We start from the raw sequence: 16,372 nt of genomic DNA on the forward strand, positions 1-16,372 counted from the left end.
ATATAACAAGTTGCTCAAGTTCGTTCGTAAACTCACTGGGACAATTACCAGTCGGCTTGGCGCTTCGCGCAATCCTAGCCAACTGGTAATTGCCCCTTAGCAAAGCGTTATAGGCCATGATGATCGAATTATTTTTAGCCTCAACCTTAGTGTCATTTGTTAATACCGAAATGTATGAGGTAGATTCGTGCATAGGTGAAAAATTTGCGTTGATTGAAGCTGTAAACCCTCAATGGCCGATACATTCTGAAAGATTCTTAGGTGTCGGTTACGTTGATTTTAATGTAACAGTGAATAGCGAAGGCAAGGTTTTTGAGCACCAAATTACTCGCTCTCAGCCAATACGAATTTTTGATAGGCAATCACTTCGTGCGTTAAAAAAGTGGAAATTTAACTCATCGAAGCATGCAGAACGCTGCTTTGATGTGACTTTTAAATACGATTCGGAGAAATTTGAGTAATAGGCTTATAACAAATGCCTTAAGGCTCGCAAACTCGCAACGGACAATTAACAATGGGTTATTGTCGCTGCGCTAAATAATTTTAACCCATTATTAATCGCCGCTTAGGCGAGCGTTATATGCCTAAGGAACCCATGCGCGAAAATTTGATAAAGTCAGCTATTATCGGCTCTGTTCTTGGTGTCGTCATTGGTCTGTCTCAGATAGACTCTTCTGGCTTTGGGCTTATCTTTTCAATATTTGCGTGCATAATTTTGGGGCTGGTTACTGTTATCCTTATTGAAGACAAGCCTCATTTATATTCCTTATCAGCAATATTTTTTACTAGCCTGTTTCTTTTGGCATTTTATGGTCTAAAGGATGGAGCTATCTACACATTGGGCGTAGCTGGTTTATATGGGATGCTTTCTGTGCAAATGTTTCAGGCTGTTTTTACGGCATGTGGTAATGTTAAGTTTTTGGTAGAGAAATTTATCAATAAAAAGTAATAGGCATATAACAAAGTGCTCAAGGACGGACACAAAAGTTTGGCTTGTCGTTCGTACCTCACTAATTTTAGCCAAACTTTTTTAGCCGCTTAGCACGGCGTTAAGTTTCTAAGGAACCCGATCATCAATAATTTTCTAGTAAAAACAGCAATAGCAATTTTTGCAATACTATTACTTTGGTTTGGTACGTTGGGCTATGGAAAGCTTAGAGATAATTCTTCTAATGTTGCAGTTCAAAAATACATTGCAGCAATTGACGATTACAAGGTTGCTAAGGGTACTTACCCACGAAACCTTAATGACCTGCAGGTTACGGTAAATAACCATGTACTTGGTTTTTTGCCAGCGAATGATATTGTTTACAAAAAAACTAATAGTGAATTCATCATATACTATGTGCAATTTCCATTAGGCCCGAGCTATGTATATTCAAGTCAATCAAAGCAGTGGTTCTATGATGAAATCTGACAACTTAACAAGTTACTTAATTTCGTTCCGGCCACAAACAACGTGGCCTCCACGGGACTGCCTACGCTACGCTGCGGCAGCCCATTAGTAATGCGTTAATCATTGACAACCTAACCGATAAAGACTTAAATGTCATATATCGACTACGAATGTTCACTTTCTGAGATGTGATTTTTCGATTAGTTATTGATTATAATGAATTTTAGTTTTATTTTGTGGCTGATTGTTTGGGTTCAAATCCCTATCCCTCCGCCATATTTATCGAGAAAGCCTCATCAGAAATGATGAGGCTTTTTTGTTTTGGCGAAAGATAGGGATTTAAACTCTGGGTTCCTCTTTGATTACAAGCAAGCTATCCCTCCGCAAGATCCAAGACTAAATGCTAAATCGACAAACCTAAGGGCTTTTTTGTTTTGGTGAAATAGGGGATGCGATTAATGCAAGCGTCCCTTTTTCTGATGACTGGTTAACAATAATGTTAACCGCCAACTTAACTTGTTTTAGCCAAAAGCTCTTTTCTGACAATATCTGCACCGGCAGTTAAGGCGTTGAGTTTACCTCTTGCTACTTGGTGAGATAACGGCGCCATGCCGCAGTTGGTACAAGGGTAGAGCTTATCAGCATCAACAAACTGTAAGGCTTTGCGTAAGGTGTCTGCCACTTCTTGTGGTGTTTCTATGGTGTTGTTTGCTACATCAATTGCGCCAACCATGACTTTTTTACCGCGAATGAGTTCAAGTAGCTCAAGTGGCACATGAGAGTTGTGACATTCGAGTGAGATGATATCAATATTCGATTGTTGCAGTTTTGGAAACGCTTGTTCGTATTGACGCCACTCTGACCCTAAGGTTTTTTTCCAGTCGGTATTGGCTTTTATGCCATAGCCATAACAAATATGTACTGCTGTTTCGCATGTCAGGCCTTCTATGGCGCGCTCTAAACATGCGATACCCCAGTCATTCACTTCATCAAAAAATACGTTAAATGCCGGTTCATCAAATTGGATAATATCGACTCCTGCAGCTTCTAATTCTTTGGCTTCTTGATTGAGTATTTTGGCAAATTCCCAGGCGAGCTTTTCACGACTTTTATAATGGTCATCAAATAGCGTATCAATCATGGTCATGGGGCCAGGTAGCGCCCATTTAATGGGTTGTGTGGTTTGTTGGCGTAAAAATTTCGCGTCTTCAACAAAAACTGACTTTTGCCGACTTACAGGCCCAACAACCGTGGGGACGCTGGCATCATAACGGTCACGAATTTTAACGGTTTTACGTTGTTGAAAATCAACGCCGTTGAGGTGCTCAATAAAGGTGGTGACAAAGTGTTGCCGCGTTTGCTCACCATCACTGACGATATTAATTCCAGCTTGCTGCTGGTCGTGTAATGACAAACGTAGTGCATCTTGTTTACCGGTGACTAACTCTTCACCTTGTAGTTTCCAGGGGGACCAAAGTGTTTCAGGCTCTGCAAGCCATAAAGGTTTAGGTAAACTGCCTGCCGTTGAGGTTGGTAATAGCGTGTTTTTAAGTGATGTTTTCATAATTTTAATGCCATAAATTGGGTTAAGGTTTAGCGTAGCGATTACGCATAATTCGCAGACCATTGCTCAAGCACTGCTTGATAGGGTTTAATAAAGTGCTCAGCTGCAAATTTGCCTTGTTCACTAGCAAGTTGACTACGTTCAGCGCGATCGTAAACAATCTGAGTGAGTGAGTGGTCAAGGTTGTTTAAGTTCGGTTGATAGCATTTACCGGCAACGGCATTGGCATTATAAATCTCAGGGCGGTAGATTTTTTGAAAGGTCCCCATGGTGCTAATGGTGCTTATTAACTCTAGGTGGCTGTAATCATTGAGTAAATCACCAATAAAATAAAACGCTAGTGGCGCTACGGTATTTGGCGGCATAAAGTAACGAACGTGTAGGCCCATTTTTTGAAAATATTGCTCCGTTAACGACGACTCATTAGGGCAGTATTCAACCCCTAATACGGGATGTTGATTTTCTGTGCGGTGATAGGTTTTGTTATCAGATACACTGAGGCAGATAACCGGTGGCTTAGCAAAGTGCTGTTTGTAAGCATCTGAATTCACAAAATACTTAAACAACTTACCATGCAGCTCGCCAAAGTTAGTTGGAATACTAAATTGAGCTTGATTTTTGTTATGTTCTGGCAGTAAAACGCTAAAGTCGTAATCGCGTAAATAAGATGAAAAATTATTGCCAACAATACCGTCAATACGTTTATTGGTTTTGTTGTCAACAATCGTGGTTTTCAAGATTTCAATCGACGGGAAGGGTTGTCCACTGTCTGCTATATCCATATTGACCGAAATGATCTCAAGTTCGACAGTATAACGATCGCCTTTGGGGTTATCCCAATGCGCTAAGGCATTAAAACTATTGTTTATCATGGTTAACGCGTTGCGTAAGTTGGCTTGACGACAATTTCCACGGGCTAAATTAGCAAAGTTAGTGGTGATGCGCGTTGTGTCTGAGGGATGATAATTTTCATCAAGACAAATGCGATTAATTGTAAAGGTAAATTGTGTATTCATGATGTTTAAGTTCCCCATTGTCTTATACCCACTCGAGCCGTTGCCTAGCGCTTTAAGACACTGCTCATCTCGCTGAAGATTGCAGTGCCTTTTTCAAACTGACGGCTTAATTAACAGCTTAATATCAACTCTAAATAAGCTTGTTTGCTAAGCGTTGAGTTATTTATACGTGGTTTATGACGTGAACAAAAACGGGTTTATTTCACCTGCTACATGAGCGTAATTCATCATCAGCAAACAGTGTGATCAGCATAGGTCGTCGCCTGACGTTAACATGGGTTGTTAGCGACTTTTTCGTCGTCCCAGCAATGTTTTTGAACCGGGATCCAGGTGTATCATTAATCGTCGTCCCGGCAATGGTTTTGAGCCGGGATCCAGGTGTTTACGTTGTACTTTTGTCGTTTATGGCCAGCGGCCACAGAATTTAGCTGTTTTACCTGCTTGGCCTGTTAAGGTTTTCTATTTTACTCCGTGATGCTTGTGCCTTGGTGAAATACCATTTTCCAACAATCACCATATTTTTTCCAAATGCTACTTCGACGGGAATATTTGCCCTTACTTGAGTTCGACGACCTATGAAAGGACTTATAAGTCAACAAGCAAACATCAACTGCAATAAAGCTAAATTCAAAATCTTGACCTTTAGCTTCCCATCCGTTCTCTTTTGGCAATCTCTCCAGTACGTCTTGTAGATCTATGACAACACCTGCAGATGTAATTTCCTTAAACTCTGGAGCCAGCCGACTTTTAAGTTCACAAACAGAACTTCGTACATCACTTCTAAATAGTGATTTTTCTAACTCTACTATCTGTGATGCTATATCCATAGAGACCTTCACTCCGCAGTAAGCGGACAAAATAGTGGGTTAAATGTGTAGCGGGGGAGAATTTAACCCGCTGTTTTTATTATGTTTAAATGTCTTATTATCTTTGCTTTGGAAAGCCTGGAACTTTAGCTGTTTGCATCCCTTTTTTGTGCCATTCAGTCTGCTCCGAGCAAAATATTTGAGCGTCTAGTCTTATTGATGGCTCTCCATTTAAACTGCCAGCAGGAACAATTAAATATTTACCACTTTGCGATATAAACGGTAACCCAGACGCACAATGTTCACAGAAGGCTTTCGAAAAAGAATGTTGTGGATGATCATAGCGTTTTATTTTTTCAACACCGTTAGTCCAATTTATATTATTAGGTGAAGTGAATAAATTTGAGGCATGTGCACTACCTGTTAATTTTCTACATTGTTCACAATGACAAAAGAAAAAATTACTGAAGCTATTTTCTAGTGTAAATTCTACGTCGCCACAGCAACAACTACCTGAAATTATATTAGTCATAGTAACCTCCGTGTTAAATAAATGATTGTAAACATAATGCCTAGCGAACCGGCGGCGAAGCCATCAGGTTGCGAGCTTTGTAGGTGATTGGTGGATAGTGCCAAGTAGTTCTAATACTTCCTTATATTTTGGAGGAAAGCGGCAGCCACCCTTGGTAAATACATTTAGATTTTTATGCTTAATGTACAGACTGAACCCTAAGCCATCACATATAAGCCCAGGCTCATTCTCGGGATATTTTGGCTTCCAATCAGCTACCCCTAGTGAAATAAGATCTGCAACGAGGTTTGCCTCCTGAGATTCGGTTAATTGGACTGAATAAATTTCCGGCACATGCGGAATAACGTTATCCATGGTTTTATCATATTTAAAGTGGTCATCTATATGAATATACAAGCCGGATTTAATATAAGTTTGGTGCTTGTAAGACTGCATAAAATGACCCTCTTCAAAATTTAAAAGAAGTCCTTCTGCATTGGCTAATCCTGATAGAAAAAATAGAAGAATTGCTCGAATCATGTACTCACCTAACGCTTTGCTAAGCGGCTAAAAATGGCTGGCTATAATAGCGGGGAACGAAGCACAGCCAGCTGTTTGTGTTAGTTTAAGTAACTTGTGTACGCCCAGCATGGGCATGAACTAATGAGGTGAAAGTCCTCTGTAGGAAGGTCACCGTTACTCTTATTTATTAGAGAATAACATACTGTTATTAAACGTTAACTACTAGCGAATGGCAAGGGCTTAATCGCGAGGTTTGGTCCGGAGGAAGCCGCTAGCCTTTTTATTGATAAAGAATGCGAGCTGATGAACAAGAACATCATATAAGGCGTAGGCTAGAGGTGAGTTGGCAAGGTCAGCCCCGCGAAGCAAGGGTACAAGAAAAACCCAAAAACAGGCCACCCATTTTTAAGCAGTTGTTGTGTGGATGGCTTATCCCACGAAGTGTTTGGTATCACAAGCAAAGGCCCATGGCGAAGTTCGAAAACACCAGGTATACAGCAGGCGCTAAGTAATGAGTACCTTAAGAGAGCAGGATTATATTCATTGAGAGACGGATGGATCGCAGTTCATTATTGTAATAAATAGCTAACCAAAAAGTGAGTTAGGCCATTTCTTTAAAGAGAGTAAATGAACCGCCCTGTGCGGAGCCGCATGCAGGGTGGTGTGGGGGCTGGAGGCTAGATACCTCCGGCTACCCGATTATGCGTCAAATGCAACAATGTCTCTGTTTGTGTTTTCAAAATAATCCAATAATGCGTCGTAACCATTTTCTAGCTTAATGCCATAGTGAGTTTCGTTTAATGGTACAACTAGATGAAATCTAAGTTCTCTATTGCCAACTGTTTCAATACTAGGCAAATCATCCAAAGCCATCGCTGGGATAGTTATTAATAGTGCAATCCAATTATGGTCATTAAAATAGCTATTCTGCGTTTTTACGGTATGCATTGAACAAAGATGAGCCGTTTGCTCATTGTATGACTGCACGGAAGCTAATTCTAAAGAAATCTTTTTAGCATCTCCGTCTGAGAAAGTTAAATAGCAATCATCTGATTCTAAAGGAAATGAGAAAATAAGGTTTATAGGATCTTTATCTTCTCCAACCTGAAAATATCCAGCCCTATAACCATTTGGAATTTCAAAGGCTTGCAAGGGCTTTTCGGAGCCTAATGCTTCTGATAGGTATAGGTATAATGAGCTTTCAAATTTAGAAAATTTCATACTTAGTCCGAATTGACGTATAACGCCTCAATAACCGGCGCAGCTTTGCTGCGTCCGGCGCCTGCAAGGCGCGTAGTTGATTGACTTGTGTACGCCCAGCATGGGCATGAACTAATGAGGTGAAAGTCCTCTGTAGGAAGATCACCGTTACTCTTATTTATTAAAGAATAACATACTGTTATTAAACGTTAACTACTAGCGAATGGCAAGGGCTTAATCGCGAGGTTTGGTCCGGAGGAAGCCGCTAGCGTTTTCACTGATAAAGAATGCGAACAGATGAACAAGAACATCATATGAGGCGTTCATTATCCTAACCAGAGAGTTTAGTTAGGGGTTCTAAATGAACCGCCCTGTGCGGAGCCGCATGCAGGGTGGTGTGGGGGCTGGAGGCTAGATACCTCCGGCTACCCGATTATACCTGTTTCACGAAAAATTCAGATTTACTTTTTACAGGGCTGCTCAACTTAACACCAACCTCACCAGTTTCTAACTCTTCAACATCTTGGTCATTGACTCTAAGAGATATTATTTCAACTTTACTGTATTGGTCATTTTTCTTGATATATAGGCTCATCCCTTCAGCCAGTCTGACCCCATCGAGAACTAAGATTGCCACAGTTCCAGAAGAAAAGTATTCCTGTGGAACACCCAGAGATACAAGATTTTTTGGCTTTAACTCAATAAGCCCATATTCAAACAGGCAATCGCGAACCTCGTTCTTTAGAATCACCCCGCTTTCAATCAGAAAGTACGCATTATATAAATCATACGTGGTAAGCAGCCCTCGCTTGTCTAAAACTGCATCTTTTATCTGGTTTTCGGTAAATGGAGGGTTGTTTCTTGTTTTTGGTGGCATATACCGTTGATGATTTACAATATATAACCCGTAAACATCAAACTTATTTCTCTGTTCTGCTCGTCGATATCTTATTTTACTAACTTGGGAGCAATCTTTATCTGTTGACGTTCCGCCAACCCCTTTGATTTCAACAACTAAAAATCTGTCCCCGCAATCCACTTGAATATCTTCTTCCAGCAAATCTGGATTCGTCTCATCAAGGTTAAGAACACTAGGAAACTCAAGCCAATTAAGATAATGCTCCACTGCTGAAACAAGTTTGTCACCAGACTCTGATATCATTTCTCGTAGAAATGAATAACGCTCCCTAACTTCCTCAATCGCTTTCTCATTAGCCTCAACTTCAGCTATGTATCGTTTTTCGATATCGCCTCTCTCATTAACCAACTCTGCTTCGCCAGGCAACAGGTACTCACCGTTGTCAAGCCAGCCGAACTGCCCATGATAAGGAAATAGGTTTGGAAAAATTTCTGACAAGTAATTATTGAACAGCTCTAATAAAAATGACTTTTTATCCTTAATGCAAGGAAATACTAGAACAGCTCCTTTGGAGTGGGCGTGATAAAACGAGATTATTTCATCATCGTTATTGAGTAGTAGTGGTATGAAATTGTTATCTTCAACCTGCTTGTTACTGTTATCCCAGTGGGTTGGGTGATGAAAAGCCAGCTCATAGCTTGAGTCTACAGAATATTTTAGAAGTAAGGACGTTAATTTTGTATCCTTATCTGGAGATTTCATTTTTTTGCCAGTTTTATTGTAGCAATAAGGGAAGCCATCATAAAACTGAGTATTATTAATTTCCGTTTGGTTTGTAATCCTGTTTTCGTAGGAATTTATTTCAACTTCCTGGTAGTTTACAGTCTCCTGTGAGCTAGCAAACACAATAACTATTGATTCTTTCTTCAGTATGTCGTTAATTTCTTTAGAAAGAATTCGAGTTGCATATGCTCTCGGGTTAAATATCTTTTCTGGGAAGGAACTGAGAAGTGCATATGTAGATTGCCCAGTTACATTGTCTAGTGAAATTTGGGTACTCTCGTAATCTACTTCCTCATAAAAATCCATGTTAAACACAAGGATGTCATGCTCATGTAGGTTTACTGGCTGAGAATAGTTTAACTTTAAAAAGTGTTGCTGGTTTCTTTGGTTGTTAGGCACTCGAACCAATTTACCTAGTGTACCGACGCTACAGTTATACGAAGCGTCTTCAAAGCCTCCTAGAACTGATTTATCTAGATCAAAAAGACAGATTTGAGGAGATTCATGGATGGATTTGTCATCTTTTTCCATTTTGACTTCTTTTTCTTCCGTAGTGTCCTGCTTCTTTCTTCCAAACATCTAAGGTCCTTTTAAAAGGTATAACGCTTAAAGCACCGGCGGAAAAACCAGAGCGAAGCGGCGGTTTTTACGTCCGGTGCCTTTACTTGTTAGCTGCACGCCGCATACGCTGAGCAAATGCATACAATGAAGACAGCAACTCTTGAAATTGATTATTAATTTCTTTGTGGTTTGGTTTCCATTGAAACTTACCACTCTGATCCGTGGTTTGACCTAGAACTAGATCATTAAGGCTGCCCATCCCTCCGCTACCTGATAGTATGGTTTCAGCACATCGCTGGTACTCACCACTATCAAAGGCCGCTAAAGCCTTCTGAAAAAATTGCGACCACCGACTTCCATCTTGCTCAAGCAATTCAATCATTAGGACTAGATCTTTTCTAGTTTTATCGTACATAACTTCCTTAAGGCAGCTAACAGCTTATTGAACAACAAACTAAATCTAAAATCGGCCGTTCAAGTTATTGATTAATAACATCCTACATTTGCTAACTTATTGTTGTAAAGCAGTTTTAGTTAACTCTACTGACAAATAAAAGTGGGCTTGCGCATTAAAAGTGGACCCAAGATGTTACAATAAATAAAAATCCACTTATTTCAGTGTATTACAAAATAAACAAATTATTCATCGTACTACTTTAGTTTACTTATTAGCCGATTTGCCTTAAAAACACGCCAAAAACCATTACAACTGTTTTTGTGGCCCGAGTAGAATTCAGTTGAATAAATGGAAATCAATTAATAAACAATATCTTATGGACGCTTTTTGTTTTTATAAATGAATTTTCATATCTTTAAAAATTCCTAAATTCAACTCCTAAATTGAGGCCGTTGAAGAAAATGACGTGAGCTAGCCATGGATGGCGAGCTAGCTTTAGAGGGGAAGGGTCGTTCCTTGGCATCCATGCCACCACGACATTCGTGAATCCATTCACATCCGACTCCCATCTGAAGCGTTAGCATTTTCATTCTTTACCATAAAGAGGTGGCCGAAGAACACTCAGACGAAGTTAAAAGCTGGATTTAACCACGTCGCGAAATTATCTCAGCTGTTTTTTAGTCAATAATGATAATTTTGAGGTGACGGCTGGGCCAATTCTTTTATAAAAAGTAAAGAGGGAACAGCCGTTGGTTTCCTCTTGGTCTGGTGTGGGCGAAGCGCCACGACGTTAGTGGCCGCAGGCCATGAGTATAAAAGTACAAAGCTAACACCTGGATCCCGGCTAAAAACATTGCCGGGACGACGAGAAAGTAGCTAACAAGCTTCTATCCAACAATGAGTTAGATGCCTCAGCTTGAAATGCCTAAATTCAACTCTGAACTTGAGGCCGTTGAAGACTCTTTACAAAAGAATACGTGAGTTGACCAACGCATGCACCTCACTAAACTACTCTTTAAAACTTGCTGATAAGACAAACATTAACAGCTTCATCATGGTGGTTTGCGAGCCGACCGTCCGACCCATGGACGGGTCGGTCGAGCTACATGGATGTACTAGCGCGTGTCGGTAAGTGAATGCCATGTTGAAGCCAAATAAAACCTTACAGCTATATGTTTTGCAATGTGTGAAGCGCCACGACGTTAGTGGTCGCAGGCCATGAGTACAAAACAAACACCTGGACCCCGGCTAAAAAGCACTGCCGGGGCGACGGTTAAATTAGCCTGCGTCAGTTACAACTTACTACCTTAATTTGGTGTGGGCGACGCGCCACGATGTTAGTGACTGTAGGCCATAAGTCAGAATCTATCCCTATGACAGATTATCAATTTTGTCGATATAACAAAGTCTGCTTTTCATTAGTACAAGCTGTCGTTACCATAGGTTGGGTTATCTTAGGCTCTTTCAAATAATACAGCGCAGGCCTTCGGTATATCTGCTAACCAGTTCCATTACATAACTTGAATAAATCGACTGATTGTCGATACGCTGAGCCATCAAGTTGTGAACAAACCTTTTACTTAATTAACCAGGTATCCCTATGACTAATCAACTGTCCCAGCAAACATCAGCAACGGTCGATACCGTCGACGATCTCGCTAAATGGGTAAACTACTCGTTGATGAACACGCTTAAGCGTGATCCTGATGCAACATCTGATGGTGCTGATCATAGGCCTAGGCAAGTCTTTTCGGGCCACTATGTTCCCGTTAACCCCACACCGATTGAAAAACCTGAGTATGTGGCACACAGCCATACTTTTTTTAAAGAATTAGGGTTTGCCGACAGTATGGCGCAGTCGTCTGATTTTATGCGTTTGTTTTCTGGTGATCTTACACATGTCCCTGAGCCAATGAGTAAAGTGGGTTGGGCGTGTGGTTATGCATTGTCGATTTATGGCACAGAATACATTCAACAATGCCCATTTAGAACCGGTAATGGTTATGGTGACGGCCGAGCTGTGTCTGTGGTTGAGGCGGTTATCAATGGCAAGCGTTGGGAGATGCAACTTAAAGGTGGTGGCCGCACGCCTTATTGCCGTGGTGCAGATGGCCGTGCGGTATTGCGCTCAAGTGTGCGTGAGTTTTTAGCGCAAGAGCATATGCATGCGTTGGGTGTACCCACGTCTCGCTCGCTCAGTTTATATGTGTCTAAAACCGACACGGTGCAGCGGCCTTGGTATTCCGAAGGATCGCGTGAGCAAGACCCCGACCGAATGATCACCGAGGCGGTGGCAATTTCCACCCGTGTGGCGCCGTCATTTATTCGGGTAGGGCAGCTTGAGCTTTTTGGCCGCCGCGCCCGTAAACATGAACATCCGCAAGCGATGGCAGAGCTTGAACAGCTGGTGCTGCATTTAATCGATCGTGAATACGCTGATGTTATTGACCCGCAGCTGTCTTTAAACGACAAAGTACTCAAGCTTGCGTATGAGTTCCGTCACCGTTTAACCTCATTGGTGGCTAACTGGATCCGTGTGGGTTACTGCCAAGGTAATTTTAACAGCGATAACTGCGCAGCGGGTGGCTTTACCCTAGATTATGGCCCGTTTGGTTTTTGTGATGTGTTTAACCCACAATATCAACCTTGGACCGGCGGCGGACAGCATTTTGCGTTTTTAAATCAAGACGCCGCTGCAGAGCGTAATTTTTTGATGTTTTGTACTGCATTAAGCCCATTACTGGCCAATGAAGCCGATGCTATAGATGGGCTTCAGCAATTGGTTAATGATTTTGCTACCGATATGCAAACAAAAATGGAGCAGATGTGGGCGGCTAAATTGGGGCTTAGCACGTTTAACGCGCCGCTGTGGGCTGAGCTTATCAGCCTAATGCAGCAAACATCCGTGGATTACACCCTGTTTTTCCGTGAACTCTCGTCGTTACCTGATGATATTGAGCCGTTAACTAAAAGCTTTTACCGAGATTTGTCGCAAGGGCAAGGATTAGCGCAACGCTGGTCGGCGTGGTTAGCACAGTGGCATTCGCTACTAAGCAGTGAGGCAAATAGCCCTGTAACAAATAGCCCTGCGGGCATGACTGACACGACCATACCACGCAGCCGTGACGATATCGCTAAGCAGATGAAACAAATTAACCCTAAGTACAGTTTACGCGAGTGGTTGTTGGTGCCAGCATATCAACAAGCGAGCCAGGGGGATTATACCTTGCTGCGCGAATTACAGGCGGTGATGACCAATCCTTATGCTGAGCAATCTCAAGAGGTTGAGGACAAATACTATCGCCTTAAGGCATCTGAATATTTTGGGGTCGGTGGGTGTTCGCACTTGAGCTGCTCGTCATAACGTTTAGTTAACGATTTAGTATCGACGACAAACTCGATTGGTGAATTGATAAATAAGAGTAGGAAGGCTTAAGGCGTTGCCTTCCAAAATTCATCTAAACTGCCACAATCTGTTTTTCCATAAAGGACATCACCATAGTCAAACTGCCTGGTATAGAGTTCAAACATTGAAAAATGTTCTATCCAAACAACGACTCCGTCTTTAATACCGTAAGAATAAGACGGTCTGTTGTAGGTTAATACGTTGGTATCGATTACAGAATGAGTTTGCTCAGGCTGACCTAATACGGCGAGTATATGTGTTTCTGTGTCGCCGAGTTGAATGGTGCTTGCTAGCTCGTAGCGATTCGTAATGGTTTTCTGCTCATTTTCATTTTTTCCAGTCATTTCATCATGAATCATAAAAGGTGCAGCGACGAGCAGTGCGGGTGAATACACAATGAGCGTTAAGGTATTGGCTATCACTGTATTGGCTGGCGTTTTGTCTGTGGTTGCTTTTGGATGATTAACGCGAAAATTAAGCCCCTTACTTAATTGGTCTTTTGATTTTATCCAATCGTGGTAGGGTGTTATCCCTGCACTTAGCCAGTGTTTTCTTTTGGTTTTAAACAGTGTTCTGCAGGAGAATAAGTCACGAACATCGTCATCTAACATGACTGATTGTAATGTGTCGTCTTTAAAGTAAAGACCGATGTTGACGTTGGTGTCGACATTGATTGCTTCAATATAAGAGTAAGTACTCTGATTTTCTATAACATCAAATGCATTAATGCGCGGGTAAGTTATCAGTTTGAGGACATCTTGCTTCGATTTACCTAAAAAAAGTTTTTTAAGGATATGCTCTTGCGCTGAAACGTACTGTTCAGCCGGTATGTGTTCTATTGGCTGTTGGGTACTACAACCAGTGAGTAATACCGTGATCATCATTACCATTCGTAGCATCGAGTTTTCTCACTTTCGAAGAATGTAGCAGTATTATATTGATCCGTGGGCAATGTAAATAACCTGAACTCGGAAACAGTCCTTTGCCCTGCTCACTGCGTTGAATCGACTTACAATAGGCTAGCTATTGACGCGTCAATTCGCCTTGTTAGCAGAACAAATGACAAGCTTGAAAGTGAGAGTGGGTAACATGTTGATTTTAAATAGTATAAGTTCATCCCTTATCCCGAACTCAGGTTAAATAACCTAAGTCCCAAATCTTAAAACCCAATGCTCTGTGCATAATAAAACGACAATTGACATTAGCTGTTAATGGCTAAATGTTAATATTTAGCCATTAACGGCTAAATTTATCGATAGGGCTTGGATTATTAATTGCTATTAGCCAAAAAAGGCTAAATTTGCATTATTAGCCTAAAATGGCTAAATTGGTATTAGTCTGCAAACAAAGGAGCGTTATGTGGAGCCTATCTATAAACCCATCGCGGTGATTGTCGGCGATGTTGTTGACTCAACCAAGCTTACATCAACCCAATTTGAGCACCTGCTTGAACGGATTAAATCGATTCAGGCATGGATAAGTAAAGGGCATAGCGCCAATGCGCACAGTATTGAGCGCGGAGATGAATTTCAGTCTGTGGTGCATGATATTGAAAATGCCTTGCGATACACGATTATTTACCGAATTGGCATAAAAGCACTGGGTAAAGCCTTTGATAGCCGCATTAGTTTTGCCATTGCTGCGCATGCTGAGCTGCGTGAGTCGGTGTCGGAGTCAATGGGGCCTGCCTTTGTGCTTTCTGGGCGAGGACTTAATGGCCTTAAGCATGACCGATTATTGTTTAACTCAGATAATGTGGCTTTGGCAGAGTATTTTGACTTGTTGTTTAAGTACCTTGATAAGCAACTGACCGAGCTAACTGCGCGCCAATGTGAAGTCATGCTGCCCATGCTGCAAACACTTAATGAATTATCAATTAGTGAGTTAGCAGAACAGCTTGATGTGGCGACTGCGACTGCCAGTAAGTCACTTAAAGCGTCAGGCTGGCCATTGATTAATGAGCTAAATTGTCGCTTTGTCGACAAAGTTGCGGAGCTCAACTATGACTGATTTTTTCGGTGTGCTTATTCCATTTTTATTGATTCACATCATCTGTGATTTTTATCTTCAGCCCGACAGCTGGGTTGAGGCTAAAAAAGCACACACTTACCGTTCAGCAGAGTTGTATTTTCACTCGCTGTTACATGGCGTTGGCTTAATACTGCCAGCAATGGTGCTAGGCATCGATTGGCGTTCAACGTTTTGCTTAGTGGTGATTGTTGCCGTGACGCATTTTGTGATTGATTTATGGAAGGTCACGACACCCAAGGACGATAAGTTAGCCTACTTTGTGATTGATCAGGCTTTGCACGTGTTAGTACTGGCCGCGATTGCGTTTCATGTCACCGATGGGGCGTCGATTGAAGCAGTGTTACAGCATGAACATTTTTTTGATGGCGTGCTAGTGGTGTGTGCTTATTTGCTGATCCTTAAGCCTACATCCATTGTAATCGGCGCTGTGTTAAGCAAATATCCTATTGTTAACTCAGCAGACGTTAATGAAGTAAAAACAGAAGTTGGTGGCGATATTGATACCGATACCGACACTGTTACTCAAGCTGTAACTGATACTCAAACCGCGACGAATACGCCAATTGCTACAAATAGTGCCGCGCCTATTACATCGGTTAGCCCTGTTAACGATGAGTCGACAAATGTGAGTGGTTTAGTTGCGGGTGGCGAATTGATTGGTTACCTAGAACGATTGTTAATACTCACGTTTACGCTGGTGGGCAGCTACGCCGCTGTGGGTTTTGTATTAGCGGCTAAGTCGATATTTAGATTTGGTGAGTTAAATCAGTCAGCTAACCGCAGCATGACAGAATATGTACTCATTGGCTCGTTATTGTCGGTGGTGATCACCACTCTTATTGGGGCATTGGTTTCATTAGGTTTAGGTGTAAAACTTAAGTAACCATCTGGCAAAGCCATCAAAAAAAGGCCTCTAATTCAAGAGGCCCATCATCTTATGAAGATTAAAAGCGATACCTATAATCAGCGTTTATCCCCATTCCCATAGCAGATAGACGCTGAGTATAGTCACCAGGCATTATGCAACGCTCAATATAAAGCAAGCTAGTGTGGTGCATTTACATCAAAATTACCTTTGTCTGTATTCCATTACACAAGGTTAACGTCAGGGTTTGTTGAGATGATGTATCACAATCAAATCAGACTTAACCTCGTGTTGATTTTGCAAAACCTTCACTTCGGTGGCAACTGAAAATACGCCATCTGCGACAATGTGTCGCAGGAGGACAGGCTGATTTATGTCTATTTTTGCGATTGTCGATTGGCACACAAACAGACAGCCCTTTTAACGTACAGCGGTAAAGATAGGTTTGCATGTTG

General features: G+C 41.6%; 14 protein-coding genes. 5 read left to right on the plus strand and 9 right to left on the minus strand.

Annotated features, from left to right (window positions below; translation table 11 throughout):
• Positions 1–116: 116 nt before the first annotated feature.
• Both L2703_RS03285 and L2703_RS03290 read left to right on the plus strand, forming a co-directional pair.
• Entirely contained in the window at positions 117–461 is a 345-nt protein-coding gene (locus L2703_RS03285; protein WP_248969723.1) for a TonB family protein, read from the plus strand.
• 134 nt (positions 462–595) lie between these two features.
• Complete coding sequence (locus L2703_RS03290) at positions 596–949, plus strand: hypothetical protein (protein WP_248969724.1); 354 nt, start codon at positions 596–598, stop codon at positions 947–949.
• Positions 950–1,907: 958 nt separating this feature from the next.
• Here the strand turns inward: L2703_RS03290 and L2703_RS03295 are convergent.
• From L2703_RS03295 to L2703_RS03335, 8 genes are all read right to left on the minus strand, one after another.
• Positions 1,908–2,960: a methionine synthase gene (locus tag L2703_RS03295; protein ID WP_248969725.1), complete on the minus strand. Its 1,053-nt coding sequence runs from the start codon at positions 2,958–2,960 to the stop codon at positions 1,908–1,910.
• Between the two features lie 41 nt (positions 2,961–3,001).
• Entirely contained in the window at positions 3,002–3,976 is a 975-nt protein-coding gene (locus L2703_RS03300; protein WP_248969726.1) for a DUF1852 domain-containing protein, read from the minus strand.
• Positions 3,977–4,440: 464 nt separating this feature from the next.
• Positions 4,441–4,803 (minus strand): nuclear transport factor 2 family protein, encoded by a 363-nt coding sequence (locus tag L2703_RS03305; RefSeq protein WP_248969727.1) that lies wholly within the window; start codon positions 4,801–4,803, stop codon positions 4,441–4,443.
• A gap of 97 nt (positions 4,804–4,900) precedes the next feature.
• Positions 4,901–5,314 carry a GFA family protein gene (locus tag L2703_RS03310; RefSeq protein WP_248969728.1) on the minus strand — a complete coding sequence of 138 codons (414 nt, stop codon included), beginning with the start codon at positions 5,312–5,314 and terminating at the stop codon, positions 4,901–4,903.
• A gap of 63 nt (positions 5,315–5,377) precedes the next feature.
• Positions 5,378–5,833 (minus strand): hypothetical protein, encoded by a 456-nt coding sequence (locus L2703_RS03315; RefSeq protein WP_248969729.1) that lies wholly within the window; start codon positions 5,831–5,833, stop codon positions 5,378–5,380.
• 681 nt (positions 5,834–6,514) lie between these two features.
• Entirely contained in the window at positions 6,515–7,036 is a 522-nt protein-coding gene (locus L2703_RS03325; protein WP_134291138.1) for a suppressor of fused domain protein, read from the minus strand.
• A gap of 412 nt (positions 7,037–7,448) precedes the next feature.
• A complete protein-coding gene (locus L2703_RS03330; RefSeq protein ID WP_248969730.1) occupies positions 7,449–9,236 on the minus strand; it encodes a hypothetical protein in 1,788 nt (595 codons plus the stop codon).
• Positions 9,237–9,318: 82 nt separating this feature from the next.
• Positions 9,319–9,633, minus strand: a complete 315-nt coding sequence (locus L2703_RS03335; protein WP_248969731.1) for a DUF6966 domain-containing protein — start codon at positions 9,631–9,633, stop codon at positions 9,319–9,321.
• A gap of 1,582 nt (positions 9,634–11,215) precedes the next feature.
• Here L2703_RS03335 and L2703_RS03340 point away from each other — a divergent pair.
• On the plus strand, positions 11,216–12,979 hold the full coding sequence (locus tag L2703_RS03340) for a protein adenylyltransferase SelO (protein ID WP_248969732.1): 1,764 nt from the start codon (positions 11,216–11,218) through the stop codon (positions 12,977–12,979).
• 68 nt (positions 12,980–13,047) lie between these two features.
• Here the strand turns inward: L2703_RS03340 and L2703_RS03345 are convergent, their stop codons facing one another.
• Positions 13,048–13,920 carry a hypothetical protein gene (locus tag L2703_RS03345; protein WP_248969733.1) on the minus strand — a complete coding sequence of 291 codons (873 nt, stop codon included), beginning with the start codon at positions 13,918–13,920 and terminating at the stop codon, positions 13,048–13,050.
• 460 nt (positions 13,921–14,380) lie between these two features.
• On the opposite strand from L2703_RS03345, the gene L2703_RS03350 reads away from it, so the two are divergent.
• Both L2703_RS03350 and L2703_RS03355 read left to right on the plus strand, forming a co-directional pair.
• Positions 14,381–15,031, plus strand: a complete 651-nt coding sequence (locus L2703_RS03350; RefSeq protein WP_248969734.1) for a SatD family protein — start codon at positions 14,381–14,383, stop codon at positions 15,029–15,031.
• Positions 15,024–15,935, plus strand: coding sequence for a DUF3307 domain-containing protein (locus tag L2703_RS03355; protein ID WP_248969735.1), 912 nt, complete (start codon positions 15,024–15,026; stop codon positions 15,933–15,935). The genes L2703_RS03350 and L2703_RS03355 overlap by 8 nt, the downstream gene beginning before the upstream one ends.
• Positions 15,936–16,372 lie beyond the last annotated feature (437 nt).

Origin of the sequence: Shewanella basaltis (genome assembly GCF_023283885.1) — a bacterium.
Lineage (GTDB): Bacteria > Pseudomonadota > Gammaproteobacteria > Enterobacterales > Shewanellaceae > Shewanella > Shewanella basaltis.

Bases quoted from the DNA above. Each gene is read 5' to 3' on its own strand.
- L2703_RS03285 (WP_248969723.1), top strand. From the start codon at position 117: ATGATGATCGAATTATTTTTAGCCTCAACCTTAGTGTCATTTGTTAAT.
- L2703_RS03290 (WP_248969724.1), top strand. From the start codon at position 596: ATGCGCGAAAATTTGATAAAGTCAGCTATTATCGGCTCTGTTCTTGGT.
- L2703_RS03295 (WP_248969725.1), bottom strand. From the start codon at position 2,960: ATGAAAACATCACTTAAAAACACGCTATTACCAACCTCAACGGCAGGC.
- L2703_RS03300 (WP_248969726.1), bottom strand. From the start codon at position 3,976: ATGAATACACAATTTACCTTTACAATTAATCGCATTTGTCTTGATGAA.
- L2703_RS03305 (WP_248969727.1), bottom strand. From the start codon at position 4,803: ATGGATATAGCATCACAGATAGTAGAGTTAGAAAAATCACTATTTAGA.
- L2703_RS03310 (WP_248969728.1), bottom strand. From the start codon at position 5,314: ATGACTAATATAATTTCAGGTAGTTGTTGCTGTGGCGACGTAGAATTT.
- L2703_RS03315 (WP_248969729.1), bottom strand. From the start codon at position 5,833: ATGATTCGAGCAATTCTTCTATTTTTTCTATCAGGATTAGCCAATGCA.
- L2703_RS03325 (WP_134291138.1), bottom strand. From the start codon at position 7,036: ATGAAATTTTCTAAATTTGAAAGCTCATTATACCTATACCTATCAGAA.
- L2703_RS03330 (WP_248969730.1), bottom strand. From the start codon at position 9,236: ATGTTTGGAAGAAAGAAGCAGGACACTACGGAAGAAAAAGAAGTCAAA.
- L2703_RS03335 (WP_248969731.1), bottom strand. From the start codon at position 9,633: ATGTACGATAAAACTAGAAAAGATCTAGTCCTAATGATTGAATTGCTT.
- L2703_RS03340 (WP_248969732.1), top strand. From the start codon at position 11,216: ATGACTAATCAACTGTCCCAGCAAACATCAGCAACGGTCGATACCGTC.
- L2703_RS03345 (WP_248969733.1), bottom strand. From the start codon at position 13,920: ATGCTACGAATGGTAATGATGATCACGGTATTACTCACTGGTTGTAGT.
- L2703_RS03355 (WP_248969735.1), top strand. From the start codon at position 15,024: ATGACTGATTTTTTCGGTGTGCTTATTCCATTTTTATTGATTCACATC.